Source organism: Albibacterium profundi (assembly GCF_042159835.1).
Taxonomy (GTDB): domain Bacteria; phylum Bacteroidota; class Bacteroidia; order Sphingobacteriales; family Sphingobacteriaceae; genus Albibacterium; species Albibacterium profundi.
Window position 1 is genome coordinate 1,486,560 of the sequence record NZ_JBBVGT010000002.1, and the last position, 25,521, is coordinate 1,512,080.

At 41.5% G+C, this 25,521-nt stretch carries 25 protein-coding genes; 14 read left to right on the top strand and 11 right to left on the bottom strand.

What is annotated here, in order from left to right:
* The first annotated feature begins 9 nt into the window (after positions 1-9).
* Positions 10-672: a LytR/AlgR family response regulator transcription factor gene (locus WKR92_RS08075; RefSeq protein WP_375557318.1), complete on the top strand. Its 663-nt coding sequence runs from the start codon at positions 10-12 to the stop codon at positions 670-672.
* Here WKR92_RS08075 and pepT read toward each other — a convergent pair.
* From pepT to WKR92_RS08095, 4 genes are read right to left on the bottom strand one after another with little or no spacing between them, the layout of a single operon-like run.
* Positions 669-1,928 (bottom strand): peptidase T, encoded by a 1,260-nt coding sequence (gene pepT, locus WKR92_RS08080; RefSeq protein WP_375557319.1) that lies wholly within the window; start codon positions 1,926-1,928, stop codon positions 669-671. The two genes, WKR92_RS08075 and pepT, sit on opposite strands and share 4 nt — an antisense overlap.
* A gap of 48 nt (positions 1,929-1,976) precedes the next feature.
* On the bottom strand, positions 1,977-2,720 hold the full coding sequence (locus WKR92_RS08085) for a zinc ribbon domain-containing protein (protein ID WP_375557320.1): 744 nt from the start codon (positions 2,718-2,720) through the stop codon (positions 1,977-1,979).
* Positions 2,720-3,817 (bottom strand): Nif3-like dinuclear metal center hexameric protein, encoded by a 1,098-nt coding sequence (locus WKR92_RS08090; RefSeq protein WP_375557321.1) that lies wholly within the window; start codon positions 3,815-3,817, stop codon positions 2,720-2,722. The genes WKR92_RS08085 and WKR92_RS08090 overlap by 1 nt, the downstream gene beginning before the upstream one ends.
* Entirely contained in the window at positions 3,804-4,283 is a 480-nt protein-coding gene (locus WKR92_RS08095; RefSeq protein ID WP_375557322.1) for a hypothetical protein, read from the bottom strand. Before WKR92_RS08095 ends, WKR92_RS08090 begins: the two co-directional genes overlap by 14 nt.
* 199 nt (positions 4,284-4,482) lie before the next feature.
* Here WKR92_RS08095 and WKR92_RS08100 point away from each other — a divergent pair, with 199 nt between their 5' ends.
* Both WKR92_RS08100 and WKR92_RS08105 read left to right on the top strand, forming a co-directional pair.
* Positions 4,483-4,944, top strand: coding sequence for an RNA polymerase sigma factor (locus WKR92_RS08100; protein WP_375557323.1), 462 nt, complete (start codon positions 4,483-4,485; stop codon positions 4,942-4,944).
* On the top strand, positions 4,941-5,570 hold the full coding sequence (locus tag WKR92_RS08105; protein ID WP_375557324.1) for a hypothetical protein: 630 nt from the start codon (positions 4,941-4,943) through the stop codon (positions 5,568-5,570). Before WKR92_RS08100 ends, WKR92_RS08105 begins: the two co-directional genes overlap by 4 nt.
* Positions 5,571-5,572: 2 nt before the next feature.
* Here the strand turns inward: WKR92_RS08105 and WKR92_RS08110 are convergent, their stop codons facing one another.
* Genes WKR92_RS08110 through WKR92_RS08125 form a run of 4 tightly spaced genes read right to left on the bottom strand, consistent with a single transcriptional unit; the run spans position 5,573 to position 9,905 of the window.
* Complete coding sequence (locus tag WKR92_RS08110; protein WP_375557325.1) at positions 5,573-6,598, bottom strand: sensor histidine kinase; 1,026 nt, start codon at positions 6,596-6,598, stop codon at positions 5,573-5,575.
* The gene (locus WKR92_RS08115) at positions 6,588-7,253 is read right to left on the bottom strand and encodes a phosphatidylserine decarboxylase family protein (RefSeq protein WP_375557326.1); all 666 of its coding nucleotides are present in this window, start codon (positions 7,251-7,253) and stop codon (positions 6,588-6,590) included. The genes WKR92_RS08110 and WKR92_RS08115 overlap by 11 nt, the downstream gene beginning before the upstream one ends.
* 40 nt (positions 7,254-7,293) lie before the next feature.
* Positions 7,294-7,830 (bottom strand): hypoxanthine phosphoribosyltransferase, encoded by a 537-nt coding sequence (hpt, locus tag WKR92_RS08120; RefSeq protein ID WP_375557327.1) that lies wholly within the window; start codon positions 7,828-7,830, stop codon positions 7,294-7,296.
* Positions 7,831-7,832: 2 nt separating this feature from the next.
* Positions 7,833-9,905, bottom strand: a complete 2,073-nt coding sequence (locus WKR92_RS08125) for a transglycosylase domain-containing protein (RefSeq protein WP_375557328.1) — start codon at positions 9,903-9,905, stop codon at positions 7,833-7,835.
* A gap of 128 nt (positions 9,906-10,033) precedes the next feature.
* On the opposite strand from WKR92_RS08125, the gene WKR92_RS08130 reads away from it, so the two are divergent.
* Genes WKR92_RS08130 through WKR92_RS08140 form a run of 3 tightly spaced genes read left to right on the top strand, consistent with a single transcriptional unit; the run spans position 10,034 to position 12,085 of the window.
* On the top strand, positions 10,034-11,107 hold the full coding sequence (locus WKR92_RS08130; protein WP_375557329.1) for an Mrp/NBP35 family ATP-binding protein: 1,074 nt from the start codon (positions 10,034-10,036) through the stop codon (positions 11,105-11,107).
* Between the two features lie 50 nt (positions 11,108-11,157).
* Positions 11,158-11,400 (top strand): NifU family protein, encoded by a 243-nt coding sequence (locus WKR92_RS08135; RefSeq protein WP_375557330.1) that lies wholly within the window; start codon positions 11,158-11,160, stop codon positions 11,398-11,400.
* 46 nt (positions 11,401-11,446) lie between these two features.
* Positions 11,447-12,085: a peptidase associated/transthyretin-like domain-containing protein gene (locus WKR92_RS08140; RefSeq protein WP_375557331.1), complete on the top strand. Its 639-nt coding sequence runs from the start codon at positions 11,447-11,449 to the stop codon at positions 12,083-12,085.
* 6 nt (positions 12,086-12,091) lie between these two features.
* Here WKR92_RS08140 and gltX read toward each other — a convergent pair whose 3' ends face one another.
* A complete protein-coding gene (gene gltX, locus WKR92_RS08145; RefSeq protein ID WP_375557332.1) occupies positions 12,092-13,621 on the bottom strand; it encodes a glutamate--tRNA ligase in 1,530 nt (509 codons plus the stop codon).
* An 85-nt stretch (positions 13,622-13,706) separates the two neighbouring features.
* Here gltX and WKR92_RS08150 point away from each other — a divergent pair, with 85 nt between their 5' ends.
* From WKR92_RS08150 to WKR92_RS08160, 3 genes are all read left to right on the top strand, one after another.
* On the top strand, positions 13,707-14,942 hold the full coding sequence (locus tag WKR92_RS08150; RefSeq protein ID WP_375557333.1) for a sensor histidine kinase: 1,236 nt from the start codon (positions 13,707-13,709) through the stop codon (positions 14,940-14,942).
* Positions 14,923-15,429: a DinB family protein gene (locus tag WKR92_RS08155; protein WP_375557334.1), complete on the top strand. Its 507-nt coding sequence runs from the start codon at positions 14,923-14,925 to the stop codon at positions 15,427-15,429. The genes WKR92_RS08150 and WKR92_RS08155 overlap by 20 nt, the downstream gene beginning before the upstream one ends.
* Before the next feature lie 244 nt (positions 15,430-15,673).
* Positions 15,674-16,969: a sugar MFS transporter gene (locus WKR92_RS08160; RefSeq protein ID WP_375557335.1), complete on the top strand. Its 1,296-nt coding sequence runs from the start codon at positions 15,674-15,676 to the stop codon at positions 16,967-16,969.
* Positions 16,970-17,111: 142 nt separating this feature from the next.
* Here the strand turns inward: WKR92_RS08160 and WKR92_RS08165 are convergent, their stop codons facing one another.
* A complete protein-coding gene (locus WKR92_RS08165) occupies positions 17,112-17,309 on the bottom strand; it encodes a hypothetical protein (protein ID WP_375557336.1) in 198 nt (65 codons plus the stop codon).
* A 13-nt stretch (positions 17,310-17,322) separates the two neighbouring features.
* On the opposite strand from WKR92_RS08165, the gene ffh reads away from it, so the two are divergent.
* The 3 genes from ffh to WKR92_RS08180 all read left to right on the top strand — a co-directional run bounded on the left by ffh (position 17,323) and on the right by WKR92_RS08180 (position 21,336).
* Complete coding sequence (gene ffh, locus WKR92_RS08170; RefSeq protein WP_375557337.1) at positions 17,323-18,663, top strand: signal recognition particle protein; 1,341 nt, start codon at positions 17,323-17,325, stop codon at positions 18,661-18,663.
* A 34-nt stretch (positions 18,664-18,697) separates the two neighbouring features.
* Complete coding sequence (locus WKR92_RS08175; protein WP_375557338.1) at positions 18,698-20,254, top strand: YifB family Mg chelatase-like AAA ATPase; 1,557 nt, start codon at positions 18,698-18,700, stop codon at positions 20,252-20,254.
* Positions 20,255-20,343: 89 nt separating this feature from the next.
* On the top strand, positions 20,344-21,336 hold the full coding sequence (locus WKR92_RS08180; RefSeq protein ID WP_375557339.1) for an aspartate-semialdehyde dehydrogenase: 993 nt from the start codon (positions 20,344-20,346) through the stop codon (positions 21,334-21,336).
* A gap of 103 nt (positions 21,337-21,439) precedes the next feature.
* Here WKR92_RS08180 and WKR92_RS08185 read toward each other — a convergent pair whose 3' ends face one another.
* Complete coding sequence (locus WKR92_RS08185; RefSeq protein ID WP_375557340.1) at positions 21,440-23,944, bottom strand: zinc-dependent metalloprotease; 2,505 nt, start codon at positions 23,942-23,944, stop codon at positions 21,440-21,442.
* 180 nt (positions 23,945-24,124) lie between these two features.
* Between WKR92_RS08185 and pyrH the strand changes: the two genes are divergently transcribed.
* Positions 24,125-24,829 (top strand): UMP kinase, encoded by a 705-nt coding sequence (gene pyrH, locus WKR92_RS08190; RefSeq protein WP_375557341.1) that lies wholly within the window; start codon positions 24,125-24,127, stop codon positions 24,827-24,829.
* Between the two features lie 45 nt (positions 24,830-24,874).
* Positions 24,875-25,438, top strand: a complete 564-nt coding sequence (gene frr, locus WKR92_RS08195) for a ribosome recycling factor (protein WP_375557342.1) — start codon at positions 24,875-24,877, stop codon at positions 25,436-25,438.
* Positions 25,439-25,521 lie beyond the last annotated feature (83 nt).

A 25,521-nucleotide genomic window follows, 5' to 3' on the forward strand; every position in this document is an offset into this window, starting at 1 on the left:
TCTAAAGAAATGCGATGCCTAGTAATTGATGATGAACCTTTAGCGCTGGATATCTTGTGTGACTATATTAAGCGTATGCCGGAACTAACTCTATTGGATTGCATTACAGATCCATTTAAAGGTTTGGATATGGTTCAAAACGGTGAAGTAGATCTTCTTTTTCTGGATATTCAAATGCCGGAACTCTCCGGTATCGACTTTTTAAAGAAGATGGATCGTGAATGCGATGTGATTCTTACGACGGCTTATCCTGAATATGCTCTGGACGGTTATGATCTCAATGTCGTAGATTATTTGCTCAAGCCCTTTGCCTTTGAAAGATTCAAAAAGGCAGTCGAAAAGGCTATTGATGTGCAAAATATTCTCTTTGTAAAAGTGGAGCATAAAATGCAGAAAGTTGATTTAGAAGAAGTTCTATATATCGAAGGGTTAAAAGACTATATTTCGATTTATACAGGCGACGAGCGTATTATCACCTTGCAGAATCTTAAAAAAATCGATTCTATGCTGCCGAATAAGCGTTTCGTAAGAGTACACAAATCGTATATCGTAGCTGTCGATAAAATTAATTCGATTGAACGGGGAAAAATAAGTATTGGGGAAAAACAAATCCCAATTGGTGATACCTATCGGGATTTATTTTATAAGAGAATAGAGAATAGAAGGTCTTAATTAGATTTCTCTTCCCATATCTTGGCGATCATCATAATCGTCAAGACGGCTTTTTGCATGTCTTGTATCGAAACCCATTCTTGTTTGCCATGAAAAGCATGCTCTCCAGCAAAAATATTGGGGCAAGGTAAACCCATAAAGGATAGGCGTGATCCGTCGGTTCCTCCTCGAATACTGCGTAAAATAGGTTGTATATTCAATCGTTCCATCGCCTCAATTCCAATGTCAGTCACCTCCGGATAGTCTTTGAGGATATTTTTCATGTTTCGATATTGCTGTTTTACTTCGATATCGTAGGTACAAGTTGGGAATTGGTCTATGACAGACTGCGCAATGTTTTTTAACTCTTCGACGTGCTGTTGAAGTAGCTTATCGTCAAAGTCTCTGATAATAAAATCTATCGTCGCCTGCTCTACAGTACCGGACATCGATACCGGATGGATAAAACCTTCTTTACCTTCGGTAGTCTCTGGCGATAGGCGATCCTTTGGTAGTTTGGCAATTAGTTCACTGGCTACCTTCAGAGCATTGATCATTTTCCCCTTTGCGAAGCCTGGATGTATACTATTTCCCTGTATGGTAATCCGGGCGCCATCCGCAGAGAACGTTTCATTCTCAATAGACCCCAGCGTTTCCCCATCTACTGTATAACCAAAGTCTGCCCCCAGTTTTGACATGTCAAGTTTTTCCACACCGCGACCAACTTCCTCATCGGGTGTAAATAGAATCCGGATATCGCCATGCTTAATTTCTGGATGCTTCAGAAGCAGGCGGACAGCATCCATTATTTCAGCGACGCCAGCTTTGTTATCGGCGCCTAAGAGGGTAGTCCCACTAGCCGTTATAATATCATTCCCTAATTGTTTTGCGAGGTCTGGATGATCTTTCTGCGTCAGAATTTGTGTTTTATCATCAGGAAGGACAATATCCTCCCCTTGATAATTATAATGAATAAGTGGTTTCACATTCTTACCGCTACAATCGGGCGAGGTGTCCATATGTGCGCAAAAACAAATTACTGGAACCTTCTTTGTCGTATTGGATGCTAATGTTGCAAAGACGTAGCCATGTTCATCCATATAGGCATCGTCAATTCCATATTCTAGAAGCTGCTGAACTAATAATCGGCCTAGGTCCTTTTGCTTTTCTGTCGATGGGAAACTTTTAGAGTTAGCATCCGACTGTGTATCAATTTGAACGTATTGTGTGAATTTCTCTGTTACTTGAAATTCATTCGGTTGAATTTGTAAGGTCATCAATTAAAGGGTTAAATAAAAAACCCACAGATGTCTGTGGGTTTCTCTTTATGCGGAAGCGTTCTCATTAGTGAACTCTTCATCGATTAAGATTCGTCCACAATGTTCACATACTATTATTTTTTTCCGTTGACGAATATCCAGTTGCCGCTGTGGTGGAATTTGGTTAAAGCAGCCAGAACAAGAGTCACGATCAATGGTAACTACAGCCAATCCGTTTTTAGCATTTTTTCTCAAGCGGTTATAAGCAATTAACAGGCGTTCATCTATCTTTTTCTCCGCTTTCTCTGCTTTGTCAAGCAATGCCTTCTCATCCTTCTCAGTTTCTCCTGTGATATTGGCTAGTTCTTCTTGTTTAGCAACTAAGTCTTTTTGGCGCTCCTCCAAGTCTTCCTGCGCTTTCTCGTACTTCGTCGTTTTATTGCTGATTTCGAACTCAGTTTCGCGAATTTTTTTCTCAAGAACTTGTATTTCGAGCCCTTGAATCTCTATCTCTTTAGCGATCGCGTCATATTCACGATTGTTCTTTACTTCGTTCAGCTGTGTTTCGTATTTTTTGATTGCAGCTTGAGCGTCCTTAATTAAATTTTTGCGATTAACAATAGAGTCTTCGGCCGCGTCAAGTTCTACTCTTATCTTTTCTATACGAGTTTCCAGGCCAGCTACTTCGTCTTCCAGGTCTGCTACTTCAATAGGGAGTTCGCCTCGAACTTGATAAATTTTATCTATTTGCGTATGAATTGTTTGCAGGTTCCACAACGCTTGTAATTTCTGCTCTACAGTTTTTTCCATTAAAAGTAATATTTTATTGGGTTTGTACTTTCTTTAGTAATTTGGATTGCAAAGTTAGGAAATTTTTTTCGTATTACTTCCAACAATAAATGTTGCGTAAACTGCTCGCTTTCAAAATGTCCAATATCAGCGATCATGATTTTGTCTTCTGCATCGAAGAATTCATGATACTTAAAATCGGCCGATATAAAGACATCGGCACCAGCTTGTATCGCCTTCTGTAATAAGAAGCTGCCTGCACCTCCACAAACCGCTACTCGCTGTATGGGTTTGTTAGGTTCTTGTGTATATCGGATCACTCTTACTTCCATCTTTTCTTTTAAGAAAGCTAGAAAATCTTTGCTATTGAGCGCGCTCGGCAAATCTCCTATCATGCCCGAGCCGACATTTTGGTGGGTGTTGTCAAGTGAATATATATCATAAGCCACCTCTTCATACGGGTGGGTTTCGAACATCGCGATTAAAATATTTCTTTCCAGATAGCTCGGGTAGAGAACCTCAATCGCTGCTTCCTCTACTTCTTCTCTTAAGCCAATGGTGCCGATAGTTGGATCCGCCTGTTCGTTTGCTAAAAAGGTGCCGACACCCTTACCACTAAAACTACATTCTGAATAGTTGCTAATATCTCCTGCGCCTGCCGCAAACAACGCATTTTTTACTGTTTCTGAGTGGGTGAAAGGCACGAATACGCGCAGCTTTTTTAATATATTCTTCTTAGGAGCCAGAACGATCGGTTTTTCGACGCCAAGTCGTTCCATTATTTTCGTGTTTACGCCGCCTTCAACATTGTCAAGATTAGTGTGGATCGCATATAATGCAATATTATGACGAATGGCCTTGGTGACAACACGCTCAATGTAGCTTGCGTTATTAAACCTTTTCATTCCTTTAAAAACGATGGGATGATGAGTAATTACCAAGTCGCATTGATTATGAATAGCCTCGTCTATGATGCTTTCTGTACAGTCGAGTGATACTAGTGCTTTATTGACATCTTGTTTTGGGTCGCCAATAATGAGCCCGGAATTATCGTAACTCTCTTGTAAGGCCAGGGGAGCAAGTGATTCAAGAAATCGCGTTAATTCAATTAGTTTCATCTTCTTTCTTATTTTTTGCATCAACAAAACGTTGATGTTCAAGTATCAAAACTCTAAAATAGTCGATTTTAACCCAATAGCGGATAAAGTAATATAAAGTAAAAACCCCCGCAACAAAAGAAATACTCGGAATAATTGGAATGCTGGCGACGATCATAAAAATGGCATAGGATAGACCAAGTAATCGTCCCGGATTTTCCTCCTCTGCTATTTTTCGATCGTAGAATTCATTCGTTAGTGAGTCTGCCATTCTATTTGCGATAACGAAGTTCCAGTAAAGGTTTACGATAGGAATGAGTGCCATCCATGCCATCCACGGCTTCAATAATTGATTCTCCTCAGCTATAGTTTTTAGTGTCTTACTTAACGTGAGGCAATAAAATGCGCGAACAATCAAGCTGATTATGTAAATAATCGTGACGGCCCACATCATGTCCTCCGTAAGGGTCATTCCGTTATACTCCATTCTGCACGAAAATACGGGAAAATTATGAACAATGAATTTAATATGGAAATTGTTAACAATAAAATGATTATAATTGGAATAGTTAAAGCGTAAATCTATTAAACCCAAGCATACACATATACCGAATGAGTCTGCGTTACTCAAGGATTTTTATCGTACAGGCGATTTAGAGATCTTGGGTAAGCTATATGAGCCCTATATGTATCTTATTTACGGTCTTTGTCTCAAATACTTGAAAGATCCGGGTAAAAGTGAAGACGCTGTGATGCAAATCTTCGAAGAATTAATCAAAAAACTGCGAGTTCACCGAGTTGATAACTTCAAAGCTTGGCTCTATACGCTTGCAAGAAATCACTGCCTGATGGTGCTTCGAAAGGAAAGTAAAAGTCCAATGGTTTCATTAGAAGAAAATTTTGTGGAAAAAGCTGATTATTTGCATCTTGATGATAGCGAAGCTCTGCAAGAAAAGGACTTAACACAAATGGAAGCTTGCATTGATCAGCTGAAAGAGGATCAAAAACGATGTGTTAAGTTGTTCTATTTAGAACAGAAGTGTTATAAGGATATTGTGGATGAAACCGGATACACAATGAATCAGGTTAAGAGCAATATCCAGAATGGGCGAAGGAATTTAAAAATATGCATGGATAAAAATATATGAGTCACCATTACGATATACTATATATTCAACAATATCTGGACGGGAAGCTGAGTCCTGAACAGATGCATGATCTAGAACGGGCGGCTTTGGATGACGAACTCTTGCAAGATGCCATCGATGGCTACCGGTCGACTAGCTCCATAGATCACAGGCAATTGAGTCTATTGCAGAAGCGTTTTGCTGCGCGCATTGAAACTCATTTGGAAAATAAGAATACAAACTACTTTACCTGGCAGCGATTAACGATTGCTAGTCTAGCGGGTTTGTTATTTATCGTAATCGCCGTTTTGTTCTGGATGATGCAAAATCCTGATAGATCTACACAGGCCAATTCACAAGCGAGTGTTCTCAGTATTCAAGAGAAGGTTACGATTAGGGCGATTGACGGCGACTTGGTTCCAAAAATTGGTTGGACCGAACTTCGAGACCAGGCTAGTATTTCTAATATCCCTGCTGCTGTAGGGGAGAAGGTCATTGTGCATTTTGAATTAACGGAGGATCACAAGCCCATCAACGTTCATTTTGTCTCTGAGCATGCAGAGTCCGTCACGGGCGCTATCACGAAAATGTTGGAAGAAGGAACAACTTGGGAGGGTAGTTCTGGGACAATTGAACTACAATTTTAGCTTTATTTCTTTTCTAGCGTAAAACTGAACGTACTTCCTTCACCTTCTTTGCTTTGCACGGAAATCGTTTGTTGGTGTGCTTCTAGAATGTGTTTAACAATCGATAAGCCTAGTCCTGAACCTCCAATGTCGCGAGCTCGGCTTTTTTCCGTTCTAAAGAACCGTTCGAAGATTCGTGGCAAATTCTCCTCGTCAATTCCGATTCCGTTATCTGAAATTTCGATCAGAATCTGATCATGCAACTCGAAAAGTGTAATTTCTGTCGTGCCATTCTCTCTCCCGTATTTCACGGAATTGGACAGAAGGTTTGCCAATACCTGCCTGATTTTTTCACGGTCCGCATTGACCATCGAATGTATTTTAGGCTTATCGTTAAAGTATAGCTTGATTTTATGTTTTTTTGCTTTTAATTCTAAAGACTCAATTACTTCATTAATCAGCGTGTACAAATCGAATTGTTGGAAATTAATCGACAGTTCGCCACTCTCCAGTTTGGATATCTCATCGATATCTTTAATGAGGTAACTTAATCTATCTAAGTTGTTGGCGGCTTTACTAAGAAATTTATTAGCTAGTTGCGGATCCTCTTCGATCAATCCTTCTTGAAGGGCATCTAGGTAACCTTGAATTGCAAACAGGGGAGTTTTAAACTCATGTGAAATGTTTGAAAGAAACTCCCGGCGATATTTCTCTTGGCTTTTTAAGGCATCTATCTCCAGTTTTTTGTCGCGAGCCCATTCCCGTACCTCTTTCTGTACATCGCGTATAGGGTCCGAACTTACTTGCGCAGCTAACGTGTCTTTATTGTCTTTCCCGAGTTTGAGGTGATGAATGAGCTTATAGATAATTTTTATTTTTCCATACACATAGCGTTCTATCAGTATATAAAAAATCAGAAAGCTAATAATTGCTGAACTTATAAAAATCAAAGCAACCTTTGTTAGCTCGAGTTTGAGAAGGAAACTAACGAGAGCTATTGCCGAAGCAACGAGTATTGCATTTAAAAAGACTAAGGACCTAAACTTCATGCTTTAATTCCCCCAACACCGTTATTCCCCCTTTTACGACATCACCTAACTTGACATCGACTTTGCTACCAATAGGAAGAAAAACGTCAACTCGTGAGCCAAACTTAATAAAACCGAACTCTTTGCCTTGTTCTACAGATTGCCCCTCATTAACATACCATACTATTCTTCTAGCCATCGCTCCGGCAATTTGTCTAAACAGAACTTCAGTACCATTGGATTCCACCACAGTTGTCGTACGTTCGTTTAACGTCGATGATTTCGGGTTCCATGCCATTAGATATTTCCCAGGGTGATATTTGAAGTATTTAACGATACCGCTTACCGGGTTTCTGTTAATATGCACGTTGATCGGCGACATGAAAATAGATATCTGAAGCCTCCTGTCTTGAAAATATTCGGTTTCGTCTGTTTCTTCGATCACCACTACCTTTCCATCTGCCGGACATAGGATGTGTTCCTCGTTAGGAGAAATCGTTCTTTTTGGATTCCGGAAAAACTGCAATAGAGTAATCAGGATAAATGCAGATAAAATATACGTCGTCCACGTCAAGATTTTACTCTCCGAGGCATAGTAATGGACGATTGCATTGAGTATAAAAACAAATAAAACTCCTAATGCAATCGACGTGTATCCTTCTTTATGAATGGTCATGATTTGTATATTTTCTGCAAATATAAATATAAAGCACTATTTAGTCACACGCTTTATATATATCTTTAAGATTCCTGCCCAGACCGTTATAGTCCATACCATAACCAACTACAAAATCTTCGGCAATTTCAAATCCTACGTACGCGAGGTTGGTAAATTTATGTTGCAATTTTGACGGCTTCAGAAGGAGCGTACAGACGGCTACGGATGCGGGTTGGTGCTCTTCTATTTTCTGTAGAAGATAATTCAACGTGTTCCCCGTATCCACTATATCTTCAATAATGATGACATCCCTGTCTTTGATATCTACACATAGCCCGATGATTTCTCGTACCCGTCCCTGTTGTTGATCGCCTTGGTAGGACGCCAATTTAATAAAGCATGTTTCCGCGGCGATGTCAATTTCTTTCATCAGATCGGCCATAAACAGGAAACAACCATTCAGCACACCGATGAATACAGGTACCTGTTTTTCGTATGAAACGTTAATTTGAGTTCCGATCAGCCGAATGCGTTTCTTGACCTGATCATGTTCTATCAAGAGCCCAAATTCCTTTTTGTCGATTTGTAGTTTCATGCTTACTGTTCTTCAATTTCCTTACCAAAAAGCTGTTCGAGTAGTCGTTCTGCTTCCTCGACTTCTCGTTCCAAATCGATTCTGCTCCGATCCGTATCCAGCATTGTACTATCAGGTTCGGGAGCTCTAGAGGGCAGTACAGCATTTCGTAGGCTCACCGAATAGAAGCCATAACTTCTGTTGGGGTCCCGAGGTATATAGCCGGAATTTGCCATCAAGGTGCCTATTAGTCGGAAGTATCCTGTCAGATAGGGTTGTAGTCCACCATAGCTCGTGAAGCGTGATAATCCTCTTTTGGGACTGGGAACAATGCTAGCCAAAAATATACTCTCGCCTATTGTTAATTGCGATTGGTCTTTCAAGAAATAATGACGAGCCGCTTCAGAAATCCCATAAACATTATTTCCCCATTCAATAACATTTAAATAGACCTCATACATACGTTCCTTGCTAACAATGTCATTATGTTCAATTAACCATACAATGAGCATCTCTTCGACTTTTCTAGCCAGTGTCTTTTCTCGATCGAGAAAAACATTTTTAACCAATTGCATGGAAATGGTGCTGCCCCCACGACGGAAAGCCTTTTCTTTGAAATTGGTAGCAATGGAAGCTTTGATCGATTTCTCTACAAAACCCTCATGTGTAAAAAATGTTGGATCCTCTGCGGTGAGTACAGCATTTCGTAGCAGCGGGGAAATTTGGTTCAGAGGTGTGAAATCTGGGTTCTCAGGGCCGACAATAATATCTCGGACGGGACCATCCGTCTCATAAGGTTCGTATGTAAAAGGGGAGTTGATTTTAGACAGATCGGTTTTCCCGTAGGAGTTAATTTTAAAACCGTTCTCTTCAATCGCCGAATGCAGTTGAACGCTATCCGGCATTTCTGAATCCAGATGAAGATCAAAGCGGTATTTCATCTTCCCTGATACTTGGATGCCTTCCAATGATTCGAAAAGTCCGGTAGGGAATGAATCAAAAGCCTTTTGTGCGTCCATCTCCGGAATTTCGACACCTAGGTCGTATATCTTGTGCGGAAGAAGGGTCAATTTAGCATATGGGTGTGCTTTAATTTCTTCCAGCTGCACGACCGATCCTTCGTCCAATTCTATAAAATCTTTTCCAATAATAAGCTCGGCCTGGGTCGAAGCTTTTGGAACGATAACATCGTTGGAAGCAATACGCCAATGGTTGATCAAGAAATTGCTCAGTTGCCCACTGATCGAAATTTGCAAATCATCGTTGTTTATCCATTTTACGTCCTGTAACTCTGCTTCAATCATATCAAAATTGACACGCATGCCATACTTGTCTTCAAGCAAAGGGAGTTCTACCTTCCCTTGATCTGCATATAGACGAAAGGATAGTCTATTTCTACCCGGGTTCAGATCACCATCTATGTGCCAAGTTGCCTTATCTTCATTTACTAGGATTGTCGATTCAAGATCGCCATTGTCTATATTTGCTTTTGGGATTTTTATATTATGAAATAGACTGTCATCTTTATAGGAGATCTCGAACTTTGTCAAATCCATATTCTCTGGTATCTTATAAAGAACCTGATGAATGACACGGTTGGCCAGTTTAGCCATATGAATCGGCTCTTCTGCTTTTTCTACTTCCGCTACTTGTGCGGTGTCGGCTTCTTTTTCGCGAAAAAGGAAGTCATAATTACTCGTAACACTATCTTTTTTGATAAAGCTGACCCTTGCATTTTCCATGTCCATATTTGCAAGCTTTACTTTGCCGCTAAGTAAGGGGAAAAGTTTAACGCTCACCCTCAGAAGTTCAATATTCACAAGCGTATCAGCATCGATCGGGGTTGCCGAAATGCCTTCAAAGCTGACTTCTTTGAGGCCAGAGAAATAAGCTTTATTTATTTCCAGTTGAACCTGATAGTCGTCTAAAGCTTTAGCCTTTGCTCTCTCAATCGCACTTTTTAACAAAGGCTCTCTTTTGTTGATGGCAATGATCGCCACAATGGTGAATAGAACGATGAGCACACCTCCAACGCCTGCGGCAATCATATAATACCTTCTGGGTATCGACTTAAAAAACGTTTTAATCGTGTCCAAATTTGTCTTTTTACGTTGGATTGTAGTTTAAATGTCTAAACTTCCAGTAAATATCTATAAAATACTCTGTTTTTCAAGTTTGTATAGCTTATTTCTTAAATTTGAAAATATTTAAATACTGTGTGACAATGATTACTGAAGAACAAGTTTTAAAAGCATTGAGTCATGTTGAGGATCCTGATTTTAAAAAGGATTTGGTTACGCTTAACATGATTAAAGATATTAAAATAGAGCCTAATAAGTTGAGTTTTAGTGTGGTGTTGACAACACCGGCATGCCCGATGAAAGATCATTTAGAAAACGCATGTCGTAACGCAATCAAGCATTTTGTGTCAAAGGACCTTGAGGTCGATATCAACATGACATCTAAAGTGCTCGCTCCGAAGAACAGTCAACTGCCGAACATCAAGCACATTGTTTTGGTGTCGTCCGGAAAAGGTGGGGTTGGGAAATCGACCGTAGCAAGTAATTTAGCGCTAGCACTAAGCATGCAGGGAGCGAAAACTGGTCTACTTGATGCTGATATATATGGTCCGTCCTTGCCGATCATGTTTGGTCTTGAGAATGCTAAACCTCAAGGCACGACGGGCCCGGATGGTAAATCGAAAATCTTACCGATTGAAAAGTATGGCCTCAAACTACTGTCCATAGGCTTCTTCACGGATCCCAATCAGCCGGTCCCTTGGCGTGGTCCTATGGCAAGCTCGGCCGTTAAACAATTATTCAATGACGCCGACTGGGGTGAACTTGATTATCTGATCGTTGATTTGCCGCCGGGAACCGGAGATATTCATATTACCATTGCTCAAGGTTATCCGATTACCGGGGCACTTGTTGTATCCACACCTCAAAATGTGGCAACGGCTGATGCTTCCAAAGGTATCGGCATGTTCTTGATGGACGCTATAAACATACCGTTATTGGGTATCGTTGAAAATATGGCTTACTTTACCCCGGCGGAGCTGCCAGAGAACAAATATTACATCTTCGGAAAAGGTGGGGGTAAGTTCCTTGCAGAAAAATACCAAGTTCCGTTGATCGGTGAAATTCCGCTTGTGAAAAGTATCAGTGATGCGGGGGACAATGGTGTGCCAGCTGTACTAGATGAAGATTCCGTAATCAGTAAGGTGTTTTCTGAAATTGCACAGAAAGTAGCACAACAGCTTTCCATTGTCAGTGAATCAAATTTGCAAACGGTATAATTTTATGAGAGGGATTATTTTAGTAACTTTACATTTAGAAACGTAGAATTATGAATTTGAAGGATAGAGTGGAGCAGGCATTGGATTCAATGCGCCCTTTTCTTGAAGCTGATGGTGGCAACGTGGTTATTGAAGAAATTACTCCAGAGAATGTGGTTAGACTAAAGCTCCTGGGTTCATGTGCGTCCTGTTCTATGAGCATTATGACCTTTAAAGCCGGGTTAGAACAAGCCATTAAAAAGGCTGTACCCGAAGTCAGTGGCGTCGAGGCTATCAATCTTACGACAATTTAACATTATTTAACCACGCTAGTTTTCATAATGTGGTAGATTTGTGAATATGAAATTTTGCTTGAAAACGGTTATTGTATTTATAATGGTTGGTATTACGATGGGTGTCTACGCTCAGGAACGTCCGACCAAGAAGCTAATACAGTTTACTGGGATCATCCAAAATGCAGATTCTAGTGTCGTAGTTCCATATGTTACTATTCGGAACACCTCCTATAAAAACCAAACATTTGCTGCGAACCATCAAGGTTATTTTTCTTTTGTCGCACATGAAAACGATACGATTGAGTTTACGGCGATCGGATATAAAACTACACAAGTTATTATCCCTGAATCAGAAACCAATCGACACAGTGGTATCATAAAAATGGAGGCTAGTGTCACTGCACTGCCCGCCGTCGTCGTTCTTCCTTGGGCTAGTGTCGAAGAGTTTAATCTTGCCTTTCTTGCTCTCGATGTCGCTGACGATGACCTATTGGTGGCTAAACGAAATTTAAGCCGTGAAAGCCTGGTTGCTATGGCTCGTGAGGCACCGTTGAGCGCTAACGAGCTGCAAAACTACCAAGCCATTAGCTCACATCAGAACATGACCAATCGTAACATAAATCAACGCTACGCCAATCCACTGCTCAACCCTTTTGCTTGGGCCAAATTTATCGATCAAATATCTAAGGGTAGCAAGAAATAGGCGGGCTTATGAGCTAGTCGCCGAAATTACATCTAATCCTTTTCGGATTCTCGCTATTGTCTCCGCTTTTCCCAACGTAGCTACAATATCGAATACGTGTGGGCCAAACTTTCCGCCAACTAACATGATCCGCAGGGGAAGCATAAGTTCGCCCATCTTCATGCCAGATGCTTGAATCGCCAGTTTGTAAAAACTCTCTAGTTCTTCAGAATGCCACGGCTCAAAAGCATCCAGACTTTCTGTAATATTGGTAAAGAAGGTGGTTTTTTCATCATTCCATCGCTTTAAGATCGCGTCTAAATCATATTCTTCAGGTTTTTTGAAGAAAAAGCTGGCATGATCCCAGAAATCCGTTAAAAAAGTCAAACGGTCCCTAACTAAAGCAACGACGCTTTCTAGATATTTTGTTTCGGTGTCCACATGCTGACGTGTCAGAATTGGGTGTATGTGCTCTGACAGAACGGATATAGAAAGCTTTTGTATCCATTCGTGGTTAAACCACTTCGCTTTTTCAAAGTCGAATTTTGCCCCTGAATTGTTAATCCGCTCTAAAGAGAACTTCTCAGTTAGTTCCTCTAAAGAGAAAATCTCCTGATCTGTCCCATCATTCCAGCCTAATAAAGCAAGCATATTTACAAAGGACTCGGGAAGAAAGCCCATTTCCCTGAAACCCATTGTTGTCTCGCCAGATTTTGGATCGTGCCAGTTCATCGCAAATACCGGAAAGCCAAGTCTATCACCGTCACGCTTACTTAGCTTGCCCGGACCGTCGGGTTTAAGAATGAGTGGCAAGTGAACCCATTGTGGCATTTCTTGCTTCCAGCCCAGATACTCCCATAACAGGATATGGACAGGTGCCGATGGTAGCCATTCCTCTCCGCGAAAAATATGACTAATCTTCATTAGGTAGTCATCCACAACGACAGCCAAGTGGTAAGTCGGCATGTTGTCTGCTTTGAGTAAGACCTTGTCGTCTACCAAATTAGTTTCAAAAGTAACAACGCCTCGGATCATATCGGTAAACTGGATTGTCTCGTCTGCTGGTATTTTGATTCTAATCACATGAGGCGTCCCTTTCTCCAATAGCGCTTGCACTTCGGCTTCAGGGAGACTCAATGAATTCTTCATTTTCATCCTTGTCGAATGACCGTAGGTAAAGTTGGGTGATTGTTCACGCGCAGCTTCCAGCTCTTCAGGAAGATCAAAAGCATAATAAGCCTTCCCTTCGCTAACCAGCTTCTCCGCATAAGCTCGATACGAAGCTTTTCGTTCACTTTGTCTATAAGGGCCAAATTCACCTTCCTTGAGCGGACTCTCATCCGGATGAATACCACACCACTTTAAGCAGTCATGGATATAGTCCTCAGCACCCTCTACAAAACGGGTCTGATCTGTGTCTTCAACGCGCAAAATGAAATCGCCACCGTTTTTCTTAGCAAAGAGGTAATTGAATAAAGCTGTACGTACTCCTCCTAAATGTAGTCCGCCTGTCGGACTTGGTGCAAAACGAACCCTAACTTTTCTATTTTCATTCATGATACAAAGATAAAAAATTGACGGCGGGATTCGTTGAATCCTCCATCTTTTCATATAAATATGTATTTTGGCTAAAACTTTGTCAATGAACCCTTACAGAAATAACCAACGATGGAAGTTTGCGCTACTGATTTTTGCAGCTCTCATTGCTGGCACCTCCTTGGTCTATACAAATTACCTAGTTAAGAATTTATCGGAAACAGAACGCACCAAGGCAGAGGTATGGGCAATGAGTACCCGGAACATTTTTAATATGCCGGATATCAACGATGAGTTCACCACCTTTATTTATGCAGTTCGTGATAGCCTCTCTATGCCGGCTATTATTGCAGACGAACAGGATAGCATCATCTATTGGAAAGGACTAGATACTGCTCGTACTAATATCAATATTGAGGATGAATTAATGATGGAAGGGCGGACAGGTCCGGTTTATGATCCGGAGTATTTCCGTGATCAACTAGAGATCATGAAAGAGCAGCATCCACCGATTATTGTTGAACTCTACAGCGGTGAGTCTTGGTATATCTATTATAAAGATTCCCTTCTACTAACGCAGCTAAGGATATTTCCTTATATACAGTTGAGTTTGATTGCGGTCTTTCTGATTATCGCTTATACTGTTTTTAATTCTATACGAAAATCGGAACAAAACCAAGTTTGGCTGGGAATGGCAAAAGAGGCTGCTCATCAATTGGGTACACCGATTTCGTCACTGATGGCCTGGGTAGAACTTATTAAAACCAAGTTCAATGCAGATAATGACCCGTTGATTGATGAAATGGAAACGGACGTTAAACGTTTGGAAATTGTTGCCGACCGTTTTTCTAAAATTGGCTCCAAGCCTGTTTTAGAGCCACACAAGCTCTATGAGGTAGCGAAGAACTTTGTCGATTATTTTAAAATCAGAATTAGTCAAAAAATAGAATTTGAGGTCAAAGGTGATAGAGAGGTGGAGGCCATGCTAAATGTGCCCCTGTTTGATTGGGTATTAGAAAATATATTGAAGAATGCCGCAAATGCCATTGAGTCAGAGGGGAAGATCGAATTGGAGATTATTGAAAACATTGCGAAAGAACAGATTTTTATCGACATTAGTGACACAGGAAAGGGAATCCCTCGTTCAAAATTTGATGCCGTATTTCAACCTGGGTTCACAACTAGAAAGAGAGGGTGGGGGCTGGGACTGTCATTAACAAAAAGAATGGTCGAGAACTACCACAACGGCCATATTTTTATTAAAGATTCCGAAATAGGTAAAGGGACAACCTTTCGAATTATATTAAAAAGTAGTTTAATTTATGAACCCGCTAAAATCTGATGAATTTCCGGCCGAATGGACCAAGTATATTGATACGGTTACCAGTGATTGTTTAGAGAGTCTTCGGGGACAGCTTGAAACCTTTCCGGCATTTTTGAGAAGCATTCCAGCAGGCAAATCAGAATATGCCTATGCGGAAGACAAGTGGAATATTAAGGAAGTAGTAGGGCATGTTTTGGACACCGAGCGAATTATGGCATATCGGGTTCTTTGTTTTGCAAGAAACGACACAAAAGAACTCCCCGGTTTTGATCAAGACGTGTATGTAGAGAACGGATACTTTAGTTCATTTAGTTTAGAGCATTACGCGGAAGAATTTATTCAAATGAGAACAGCTAATCTTATGTTTTTTGAGTCCCTACGTGACAATGCCTTATTAAGAAGTGGACTTGCCGGAGGGCGACTGATGAGTGTGCGAGCACTGCTGTTTATGATTGCGGGGCATTTAAATCACCATAGAACGATCATTCAAGAGCGATATCTGTGAGTCTTCCGAATTTCTGAAATAAAAATGTTAAAATATAAAACTAATAAATCACAGCTTTGTTACTAATATATCAGTCAAAGCCAATCGGTTTTGTGATAAGGTTTAGGTTTGGAATGCCCCGTTGCGATATCGGGGCATTTCTATGTTAGCGGCTTATGTCTTTCTTAAATCATTTTTTCTTTTTTTAACAGATTAATTTTATTAGTCTTGTATCTGAAAATTTTAAACTGTAAAAAATCGTCTAATGGTTCAAGAAAATTTATCTGGTCACGCCCCGAAGCAGGGAATTAATCCGATTGTGATTATCGGGGCCCTCTTCTTTATTTTTGGATTCGTTACTTGGTTAAATTCCTTGCTAATTCCTTATCTGGAAATCGCCTGTGAACTGACCAAGTTTCAATCATTCTTTGTGACCTTCGCCTTCTATATCGCTTATTTGGTGATGGCGCCAATTTCAACACGGGTTCTCAACAAATTTGGCTTTAAGAATGGAATGTCTGTGGCTCTGATCGTTATGGCAGTCGGCGCCGTTTTGTTTATTCCTGCAGCAATGACAAGGATCTATGGCTTGTTCTTGCTTGGTTTGTTCATCATGGGTAGTGGATTAGCCATTCTTCAAACTGCTTCAAACCCGTATATTACCATCGTAGGTCCACCCGAAAGTGCTGCTAAACGGATCAGTATCATGGGGATCTGTAATAAACTGGCAGGTGCTGCTGCACCTATTATTTTAGGTATATTCTTGCATTTAGAAAGCGCTGATCAGCTCAATAATGATGTTGCTAGCATGGCTGACGCTGACCGTATAGCTGCTTTAGACGCTATGGCTTTGCGGGTTATACCCCCTTATATCGGTATAATTGCGGTTCTGTTATTGCTCGCATTTTGGGTATATAAGTCTGGCTTACCGGAGGTGGATACAGATGAAGAAGACGAAGCTTTGGCATCGAGTAATTCTAGTAAAAAGAGTGTGTTTGATTTCCCGCATGTGATTTTAGGTGTCATCACGCTTTTCTTATATGTAGGTGTGGAAGTAATAGCTGGTGATACAATTATTAGCTACGGCGCCTCCCAGGGTATTGCACTTGGAACTGCGAAGTATTTCACTACAGGAACTATGGTGGCTATGGTTGTGGGTTATCTGATCGGTATCGTCACGATTCCAAAATACATTAAACAGGAAAACGCATTGCGACTTTGTGCTATCTTGGGCGTGCTGTTTACTTTAGGCGCGATCTTTACTGATGGCTTCATTTCCGTAGGCTTTATCGCACTCTTAGGGTTAGCCAACTCCCTAATGTGGCCGGCTATCTGGCCATTGGCTCTTGCGGGTGTTGGGCGCTTTACGAAAGCAGCTTCGTCCTTACTCGTAATGGGTATCGCCGGTGGAGCAGTAGTTCCATTATTCTACGGTGCATTAGCTGACTACTGGAACCCTCAGTCGGCTTACTGGATTGCTGTACCGTGCTATCTGTTTATCTTATACTATGCGGTAGCAGGTCATAATGTTGGGAGAAAAAGCAAAGAAATAAAATTTTAAATCATTAGGAAGCGTTTAAAGAACGCCTCCTTCCATCCTAGAATCCTCAGAAAGTCATACTTTCTGAGGATTTTTTGAATTATAAAATGCCAGCAGACAGGGTTTACGCATATCAATGAACAGGAGTTACATGTAACTCGTTTTAGGCCATTGAGCGGATATTGGCAATAGCCATGCTAATAGGTCCCGATTTTCGGCCGGATATTGGGGGGCAATAGGGAGTGAATTGATAACCAATTGGTAGTTGTCCCGACCAAGTCCCTAATCCGTTTTTTTGCAAAAACAGGGTTATAATGGGTTCTCCTGCATGATAAAGATTTTTTCTATCTTTGTGTTCCAAAATACAACTCTTTATGTTTGAGAATTTACAGGACAAGTTAGACAGAGCATTTAAAGTTCTAAAAGGCCAAGGCAGTATATCTGAAATAAACGTTGCGGAAACCATTAAGGAAATCCGTAAGGCTTTGTTAGACGCTGACGTAAACTATAAAACGGCAAAAGCTTTTACGGATGAGGTGAAAGAAAAAGCCTTAGGACAAAACGTATTAACCAGCGTTTCTCCGGGTCAGTTGTTGACGAAGATCATGAACGATGAACTGGCCCTGTTAATGGGAGGCACGGTGACGGAGCTGGAGCTAACCGGTAATCCAACCGTTATCCTCATCGCTGGTTTGAACGGTGCTGGTAAGACTACCTTCTCTGGCAAACTTGCTAATTTCTTAAAGACTCAAAAGGGTAAAAAACCTCTATTGGTTGCTGGCGACGTTTACCGACCTGCTGCGATCGATCAGCTTCAGGTTCTCGGTGAACAGATTGGTGTTCCTGTGTATGCTAATCTTGAATCAAAAGATCCAATTGCCATTGCTGAAGAAGGCGTTGCGGAAGCTAAGCGTAATGGAAATAGTGTTGTTATTATTGATACGGCTGGTCGCTTAGCAATCGATGAAGCGTTGATGACTGAGATATCAGCCGTAAGAGATGCTACCAAACCACACGAAATTCTATTTGTGGTTGATGCTATGACTGGTCAAGATGCCGTCAACACGGCGAAGATATTCAACGAGCGGCTTGATTACACCGGCGTTGTATTGACCAAGCTCGATGGTGATACAAGAGGTGGTGCCGCACTGTCTATTAAGTCGGTTGTCAATAAGCCTATCAAGTTCATCGGTACAGGTGAGAAGATGGAAGCGCTTGATGTGTTTCATCCAGATCGGATGGCTTCCCGTATTTTGGGAATGGGTGACGTAATCTCGTTAGTAGAGCGCGCTCAGCAGCAATTTGATGAAGAAAAGGCAGCTCAGCTTCAAAAGAAAATACGCAAGAATAAATTTGACTTTAACGACTTTATTAGTCAAATCCAGCAAATCAAGAAGATGGGTAATATGAAGGATTTGATGGGAATGATTCCAGGTGCTGGAAAGGCGATGAAGGATATTGAGATTGAAGATGATGCGTTTAAGCCTATCGAGGCAATTATTCATTCGATGACGCCGTACGAGCGTGAAAATCCAGATGTGATCAACCAATCGCGACGTCAACGGATAGCAAAAGGTGCGGGCACAGATCTTCAGGAAGTAAACAAGTTGATGAAGCAATTTAACGATATGAGGAAGGTGATGAAGCAGTTCTCAAATCCGGCAGCTGCAGCGAAGCTTATGAAGAATATGCCGAAGATGCCATTTGGCAAATAAATAGCAATTCATTTTTTTAGAGAGGGTATTTGCAATGCTTGTGAAAACACATGCTAGTTCCGTCTATGGAATCGAGTCTACGACGGTGACGGTTGAAGTTAAGGTAACTGCGGGCACGAAATATTATATTGTCGGTTTGCCTGATAATGCGATCAAAGAAAGTCTTCAACGCATAGAGAGTGCCATTCAATCTGCAAACTATCGGATGCCACGACAGAAGATCGTAGTGAACCTGGCACCGGCAGATATCCGGAAGGAGGGTTCGGCTTACGATCTGGCGATAGCGTTGGGTATCCTAGGCGCGTCCGGACAGATCCAGATAGAAAAGTTATCGAAATTTATCATTCTGGGCGAGCTTTCGTTGGATGGCGGTGTACAGCAGATTAAGGGTGCTTTGCCTATAGCCGTACAGGCGAGAAATGAAGTCTATGAAGGGCTAATACTCCCGAAAGGAAATGCAAGAGAAGCTGCCATCGTCGACGGAATAAAGGTCTATGGAGTTGAAAATATAAGTGAAGTTATTGCTTTTATTGATGGAAGGGAGGAGCTTGAGCCGACCTTGGTAGATACACGCGCAGAATTTCATAATAACATCAATAACTATGAATTCGATTTCGCAGATGTAAGCGGACAGTTGAATATCAAACGGGCTTTAGAAATAGCGGCGGCCGGTGGTCATAATGTTATTTTGATTGGGCCCCCTGGTTCTGGTAAGACCATGTTGGCAAAGAGGTTGCCAACAATCTTACCACCTCTTAATCTACGGGAATCATTGGAGACTACTAAGATTCATTCAGTAGGAGGATATCTGGCAGCGTCAGATTCGCTGATGACGATTCGTCCTTTTCGCGATCCGCATCATAGCATCAGCGATGCCGCGTTGGTTGGCGGAGGTGCAAATCCTCAGCCCGGAGAGATCTCATTAGCTCATAATGGAGTTTTGTTCTTAGATGAACTGCCAGAATTTAAGCGATCGGTACTTGAGGTAATGCGACAACCGCTGGAGGAACGTAAGATTACGATTTCTCGTGCTAAGCTAACGGTCGATTATCCCGCTAGCTTTATGTTGGTCGCGGCCATGAATCCTTGCCCTTGTGGTTATTATAACCATCCCGACAAAGACTGCATCTGCCCACCTGGTGTAGTTCAAAAGTATTTAAGTAGGGTTTCCGGACCCTTGTTAGATCGTATCGACCTTCATATTGAGGTGACTCCTGTTAACTATGATGAACTGAGCAATGGTGTGCAAGGGGAAAAGAGTGAGAGGATCAGAAAGCGGGTGATTAAAGCACGACAAATTCAAGCAGAACGTTTTTCGAGGAAGAAGCAAAATGTGGACACGGAGGATATTCACAGTAATGCGCAGATGAGAGTGAAGATGGTGAGAGAAGTGTGTGAAATATCGGAGGAGGGGAAGAAGCTATTACAAACTGCGATGGAGCGACTAAGCCTTTCTGCACGTGCATACGACAGGATTTTGAAGGTTGCGCGGACGATTGCAGATTTGGATGCGAGCAAGGACATTCGCACCGAACATTTAGCGGAAGCGATCCAATATCGTTCACTTGATAGAGAAAATTGGTCAGGATAGTAATAAAATAACTATATATTTGTATAATTGCTCAGTTATACTCGTTATGACTGTTTAATTTATAAATTATTTAAGTAAAATTAGAAAAAATGAAAATTGCCGTTGTTGGAGCCACTGGACTAGTAGGCTCCATGATTTTAAGGGTCTTGGAAGAGAGGAACTTTCCTCTCAATGAGTTGATTCCCGTTGCTTCAGAAAGAAGTAAGGGTAAGGAAATCACTTTCAACGGTTCGAAATATAAGGTGGTTACACCCGATGAGGCAATTGCATTAAAGCCTGATATTGCACTCTTTTCTGCTGGTGGTGCAACCTCGACGGAATATGCGCCGAAATTTGCAGAGGCTGGTACGGTTGTGGTCGATAACTCATCGGCATGGCGTATGGATCCGGACAAGAAGTTAGTCGTGCCGGAGGTCAACGCTTCTGTTCTAAGTTCGGACGATAAAATTATCGCTAACCCAAATTGTTCGACCATACAGATGGTTGTTGTGTTAAAGCCACTCCATGAAAAGTATAAAATAAAAAGGGTTGTCGTGTCGACCTATCAGTCGGTTACCGGAACGGGTGTTAAAGCTGTAGATCAGCTTAATAACGAGCGTGCCGGTATTGAGGGTGAAAAAGCATATCCGTATAAAATAGATTTAAATGTGATTCCTCAAATTGATGTGTTCATGGATAATGGATATACCAAAGAGGAGATGAAAATGATTCAGGAAACAAATAAAATCATGGGTGACGACTCTATTAAAGTTACCGCTACGACCGTTCGTATACCGGTGATGGGCGGGCATTCGGAATCCTTGAATATTGAATTCGAAAACGATTTTGATTTGGCTGAATTACGCGGTATTTTGGCTAAGCAAGATGGTGTGACCGTGGTAGATGATCCAGCTAATTTAAAATACCCGATGCCTTTAGATGCTCATGATAAAGATGAGATCCTCGTGGGAAGGATCCGTCGCGACGAGACGCAAGATAACACGTTGAACTTGTGGGTTGTTGCCGATAATTTACGTAAAGGCGCGGCGACCAACGCTGTTCAGATCGCAGAATACCTGCTCAAAGAGAAAATAGTATCCTAATAGGATGAGCACTTGCTCTAAATTAATATAAGCTAAATAATAAAGGCGCTCCCATTTGGAAGCGCCTTTATTATTTAGCTTATATTGTGTTGTGATCGTATGATTAACCTTCAGGGTTTAGTGCTGCAGAAATTCTTTTCTCCAAATCTCTGAAGTGATAACCGGTAACATTTCTACCAGAAGCAGCCGATCCTACCTTGCGCTGTAACTCTGCGAGATGACCTCGAGCGATACTCGTAATATCAGATTCAGTGGGATCAATGTTTATCCGGCCATAGCTTCCTGTTCTTTCTTTTGGAGGCGATAGCAGTTCGATCAGACTGGATACATAGGCCTTTTGCAGATTCCTTTTATAAATGTCGGAGCTTCTTAAATTGCTCCAGATACCCTGCTCTAATCCATTAAACAAGTCTTCTACACCGAATGCGTTTGCGTCCTGAATTTCAGCTTTAATCAGCTTGTCTAGCGTTCCGGCAGAAAGAAGACGCGTTACTACACGCTGCTGCACAGCTCCGATGCGGTCCACTGGATCTTGACCAATACGATTGTAGATAGAATAATCTATCAACCATTCAGGTGTTGTGAAGATGTTCGCGTTCAGGAAGTCGATCGCTCTCTGTTGTTTCTCGGCCGGAACCAACTCATATACCGGTCCCTCTTGTTCTACCGTCTTCGGTGTTTCGTAAATACCGGCGATGTTTTTAGTAACATGGCCTGCGTAGCGATTAAATTGCGTTACTACTTCACCATAAAGCTCTTCCAGGTTATCATATCCTTTGTTAGCCGTTGATGTCCACTCCATCAGATTAGGGACAATCCGCTGTAGATTTTTGATGCCGTACTCACTGGCCAACATGGAGTCGTCGCCCAAGTCTTCACTCTGCGAACGAGGGTCATCTGGATTAGATTCAGTTCCAAACCAGTATTTCGGATCTCCGGCTTTCGCTAGGATCCATTGGTTCAATGTGGGGGTTTCAGCATCTCTGCTCTTAGCCTCTGGAATGAGTTTATAGCCCCATTCAATCGCCCATTTATCGTAATAATTGATCTTAGGATACAAGTCGGATCCGCTGATTCCGTCGCCTGGTTGAGCGATGTAGTTAAAACGTGCATAATCCATAATCGACGGTGCTACGCCATGTTCTTTCACGAACTGAGCACTCCGAAGGCTGTCGACCGGATAAGCGGCGCTGGAACCAAAGTTGTGACGCAGACCCAATGTGTGACCCACTTCATGAGATGATACAAAGCGCACCAAATCGCCCATTAAGTCATCATCAAATTCCATTTTTCTTGCCCGTGGATCGTTAGGAGAAGCTTGAATAAAATACCAATTTCTAAGCAGCGTCATGACACTATGGTACCAATTGATATGGCTCTCCAAGATTTCGCCGGAGCGAGGGTCGTTTACATGCGGGCCACTTGCATTCGGAATAGAGGATGGTTTATAAACGATCGCTGAATAGCGAGCGTCTTCTAGCGACCATTCAGGATCTTCTTCTTTCGTAGGTGCCCGTTTTCCTACAATCGCGTTTTTAAAGCCAGCTTGTTCGAAAGCTGCTTGCCAGTCGTTTACCCCGGCAATTAAATGATCAACCCATTTCTCTGGGGTGGCGGGATCTATATAGAATACAATTTGTTTTTTGGGCTCTACCAGCTCTCCGCGCTTGTATTTTTCGATATCTTCTTCTTTAGGCTCTAGTCTCCATCTGGTAATCAATGATTTATGCTCGACGCCTTGCGGGTTCAAGTCAAAGTCGGTATACCGAACGGTGAAGTAGCCAACACGAGAGTCAAAATACCTTCCTTGCATAGGAACCTTCGGAAGAAGGACCATAGACGTGTTGAGTTCTAGCGTAGCTGTACCGCTTGACATGGCAGCAGCGGCAGCACCAGATACGCCAGGAGGCGCTGTGCGACCGTAGGTTTTAACAGTTTTAATTTCTGTGTTGGTTGGGAATGTTTTGACAGTGTCGATATAAGACATGTCTTTTTTGATAGATCCTAAACGTAGAACCTGCTTGTAGCGTGGACTGAAAAAGAAAATATCGTTGTCATCGTTAATGAATGAGGTCATGTCGACAATGACGCTTTCTTTGTCAGGGCCAAATGCCACAACGTCAAAAGCCGCCGCTATCGGCTGAATATTTGACTTCATCACTGTTGTATACATTGCTTGTGTGCTGTCTTTCGAGCGCTCTGAGAACGATATACGTTTCATAAACACCTTGTTATTCGGTCCTTTTTCGTAGCGGATTACATTTTCATTAATTTGGTCGCCGGCATATCCAGAGAAGCCACTTCTTAGGTCGACACCGCTGCGTGATATCCGGTTAACAACGATGATATCACGGCCCATAATACTATCGGGAATTTCAAAGAAATATTTCTCATCTTGGTTGTAAATTGTGAAAAGTCCTTTTTGTCCCTTTTCAGCATCTTTAATGAATTTTTCAAACGATTTCGGTTCTTTCTTATCGTCTTTTTTCTTGGTGGAGTCTGACTCCGCGGTTGTGGGTTTTTCTTTTGGTTTTTGGGCAAACACGAATGGCGAACTTGAAAGCATGACAAATGCCAAGGCCGCCGCATACAGTATGGTTTTTTTCATTTGAATATAATTTGTAATAGTTCTACATAAATAGGAATTTTTATTGGATAAAAGAACCTTTTCATACGTAAAAAAACAGCTATACAGAAGAATGTGTAAAGTTAATCCGTCTGAATTAAAAAAATGGCTTACCTTTGATGTCTGAATAGCAATATTTCTTCAACATTCAGAACTCTAATAATGAAATACAAACGCATTTTACTAAAGCTTAGCGGAGAAGCCCTTATGGGTGAGAAAAATTATGGGATTGATATCGATCGAGTTGCTCAGTATGCAAAAGACATAAGAAAGGTACATGATGAAGGAGTAGAAATAGCGATCGTTATCGGTGGTGGAAATATCTATCGTGGATTAAGCGCTGAGAAATCAGGTATGGATAGGGTCCAAGCTGACTATATGGGAATGTTGGCTACGGTTATAAACTCGATGGCATTACAAGATGCATTGGAGAAGGTTGATATCAAAACTCGCTTGCTTACAGCAATAAAAATGGAACAAATCTGTGAACCTTTTATTCGCAGACGGGCCGTGCGCCATCTTGAAAAAGGGAGAGTGGTGATTTTTGGTGCAGGTACAGGCAATCCTTATTTCACAACAGATACTGCTGCATCTCTTCGTGCTATTGAGATCAATGCTGATGTTGTACTGAAAGGTACGCGTGTAGACGGAATTTATACCGCTGATCCTTTAAAAGATCCGACAGCTACCCGCTTTGACGAGTTAAGCTTCCAAGATGTATATGATCGTGGCTTGAATGTTATGGATATGACTGCGTTTACACTTTGCCAAGAAAATAAGTTGCCGATCATCGTCTTTGACATGAATAAAGAGGGCAATCTGATGAAATTGACAAAAGGAGAAGATATAGGAACCTTGGTTCGATAATTTAGATACAGAAAAAATTGTATTTTTGATTTAAATAAAATATCCATGAACGACCTTATAAAATTACAACTTGACGATACTGCTGAAAATATGGAAAAGGCTGTATCATTTACAGAGAATGAACTGACAAAGATACGTGCTGGTAAAGCAATGCCTTCGATGTTGGATGGGATATCTGTTGAGTACTATGGGGCATCGACTCCGTTGGCACAGGTGTCGACCATTTCCACTCCTGACGCAAGGACATTGGTTGTGCAACCTTGGGAGAAAGCTATATTAAAAGATATCGAAAAGGCGATTATAGATTCAAATATTGGATTAAATCCGCAAAACGATGGAAACGTGATCCGTCTTCTCATACCACCATTAACCGAGGAAAGAAGAAGAGACTTGGTGAAAAAAGTAAAGGATGAAGCAGAGAAAGGTCGCGTTGCGGTCCGAAACCTTCGGAAAGATGCTAATGAGCAGATTCGGAAATTAAAAAATGACGGACTGTCTGAGGATGAAATGAAAGATGGAGAAGGTGAGATTCAAAAGCTCACTGATTCCTTTATTCAGAAAGTAGATAAACTTGCGGAATTAAAAGAGCAAGATATTATGACGGTTTAAGCCGAATGTTATACAAGATTAAAAAAAAGATGTAGGGCTAATTCTACATCTTTTTTTATGTTTAATCCTCAGTGCGGGATAAC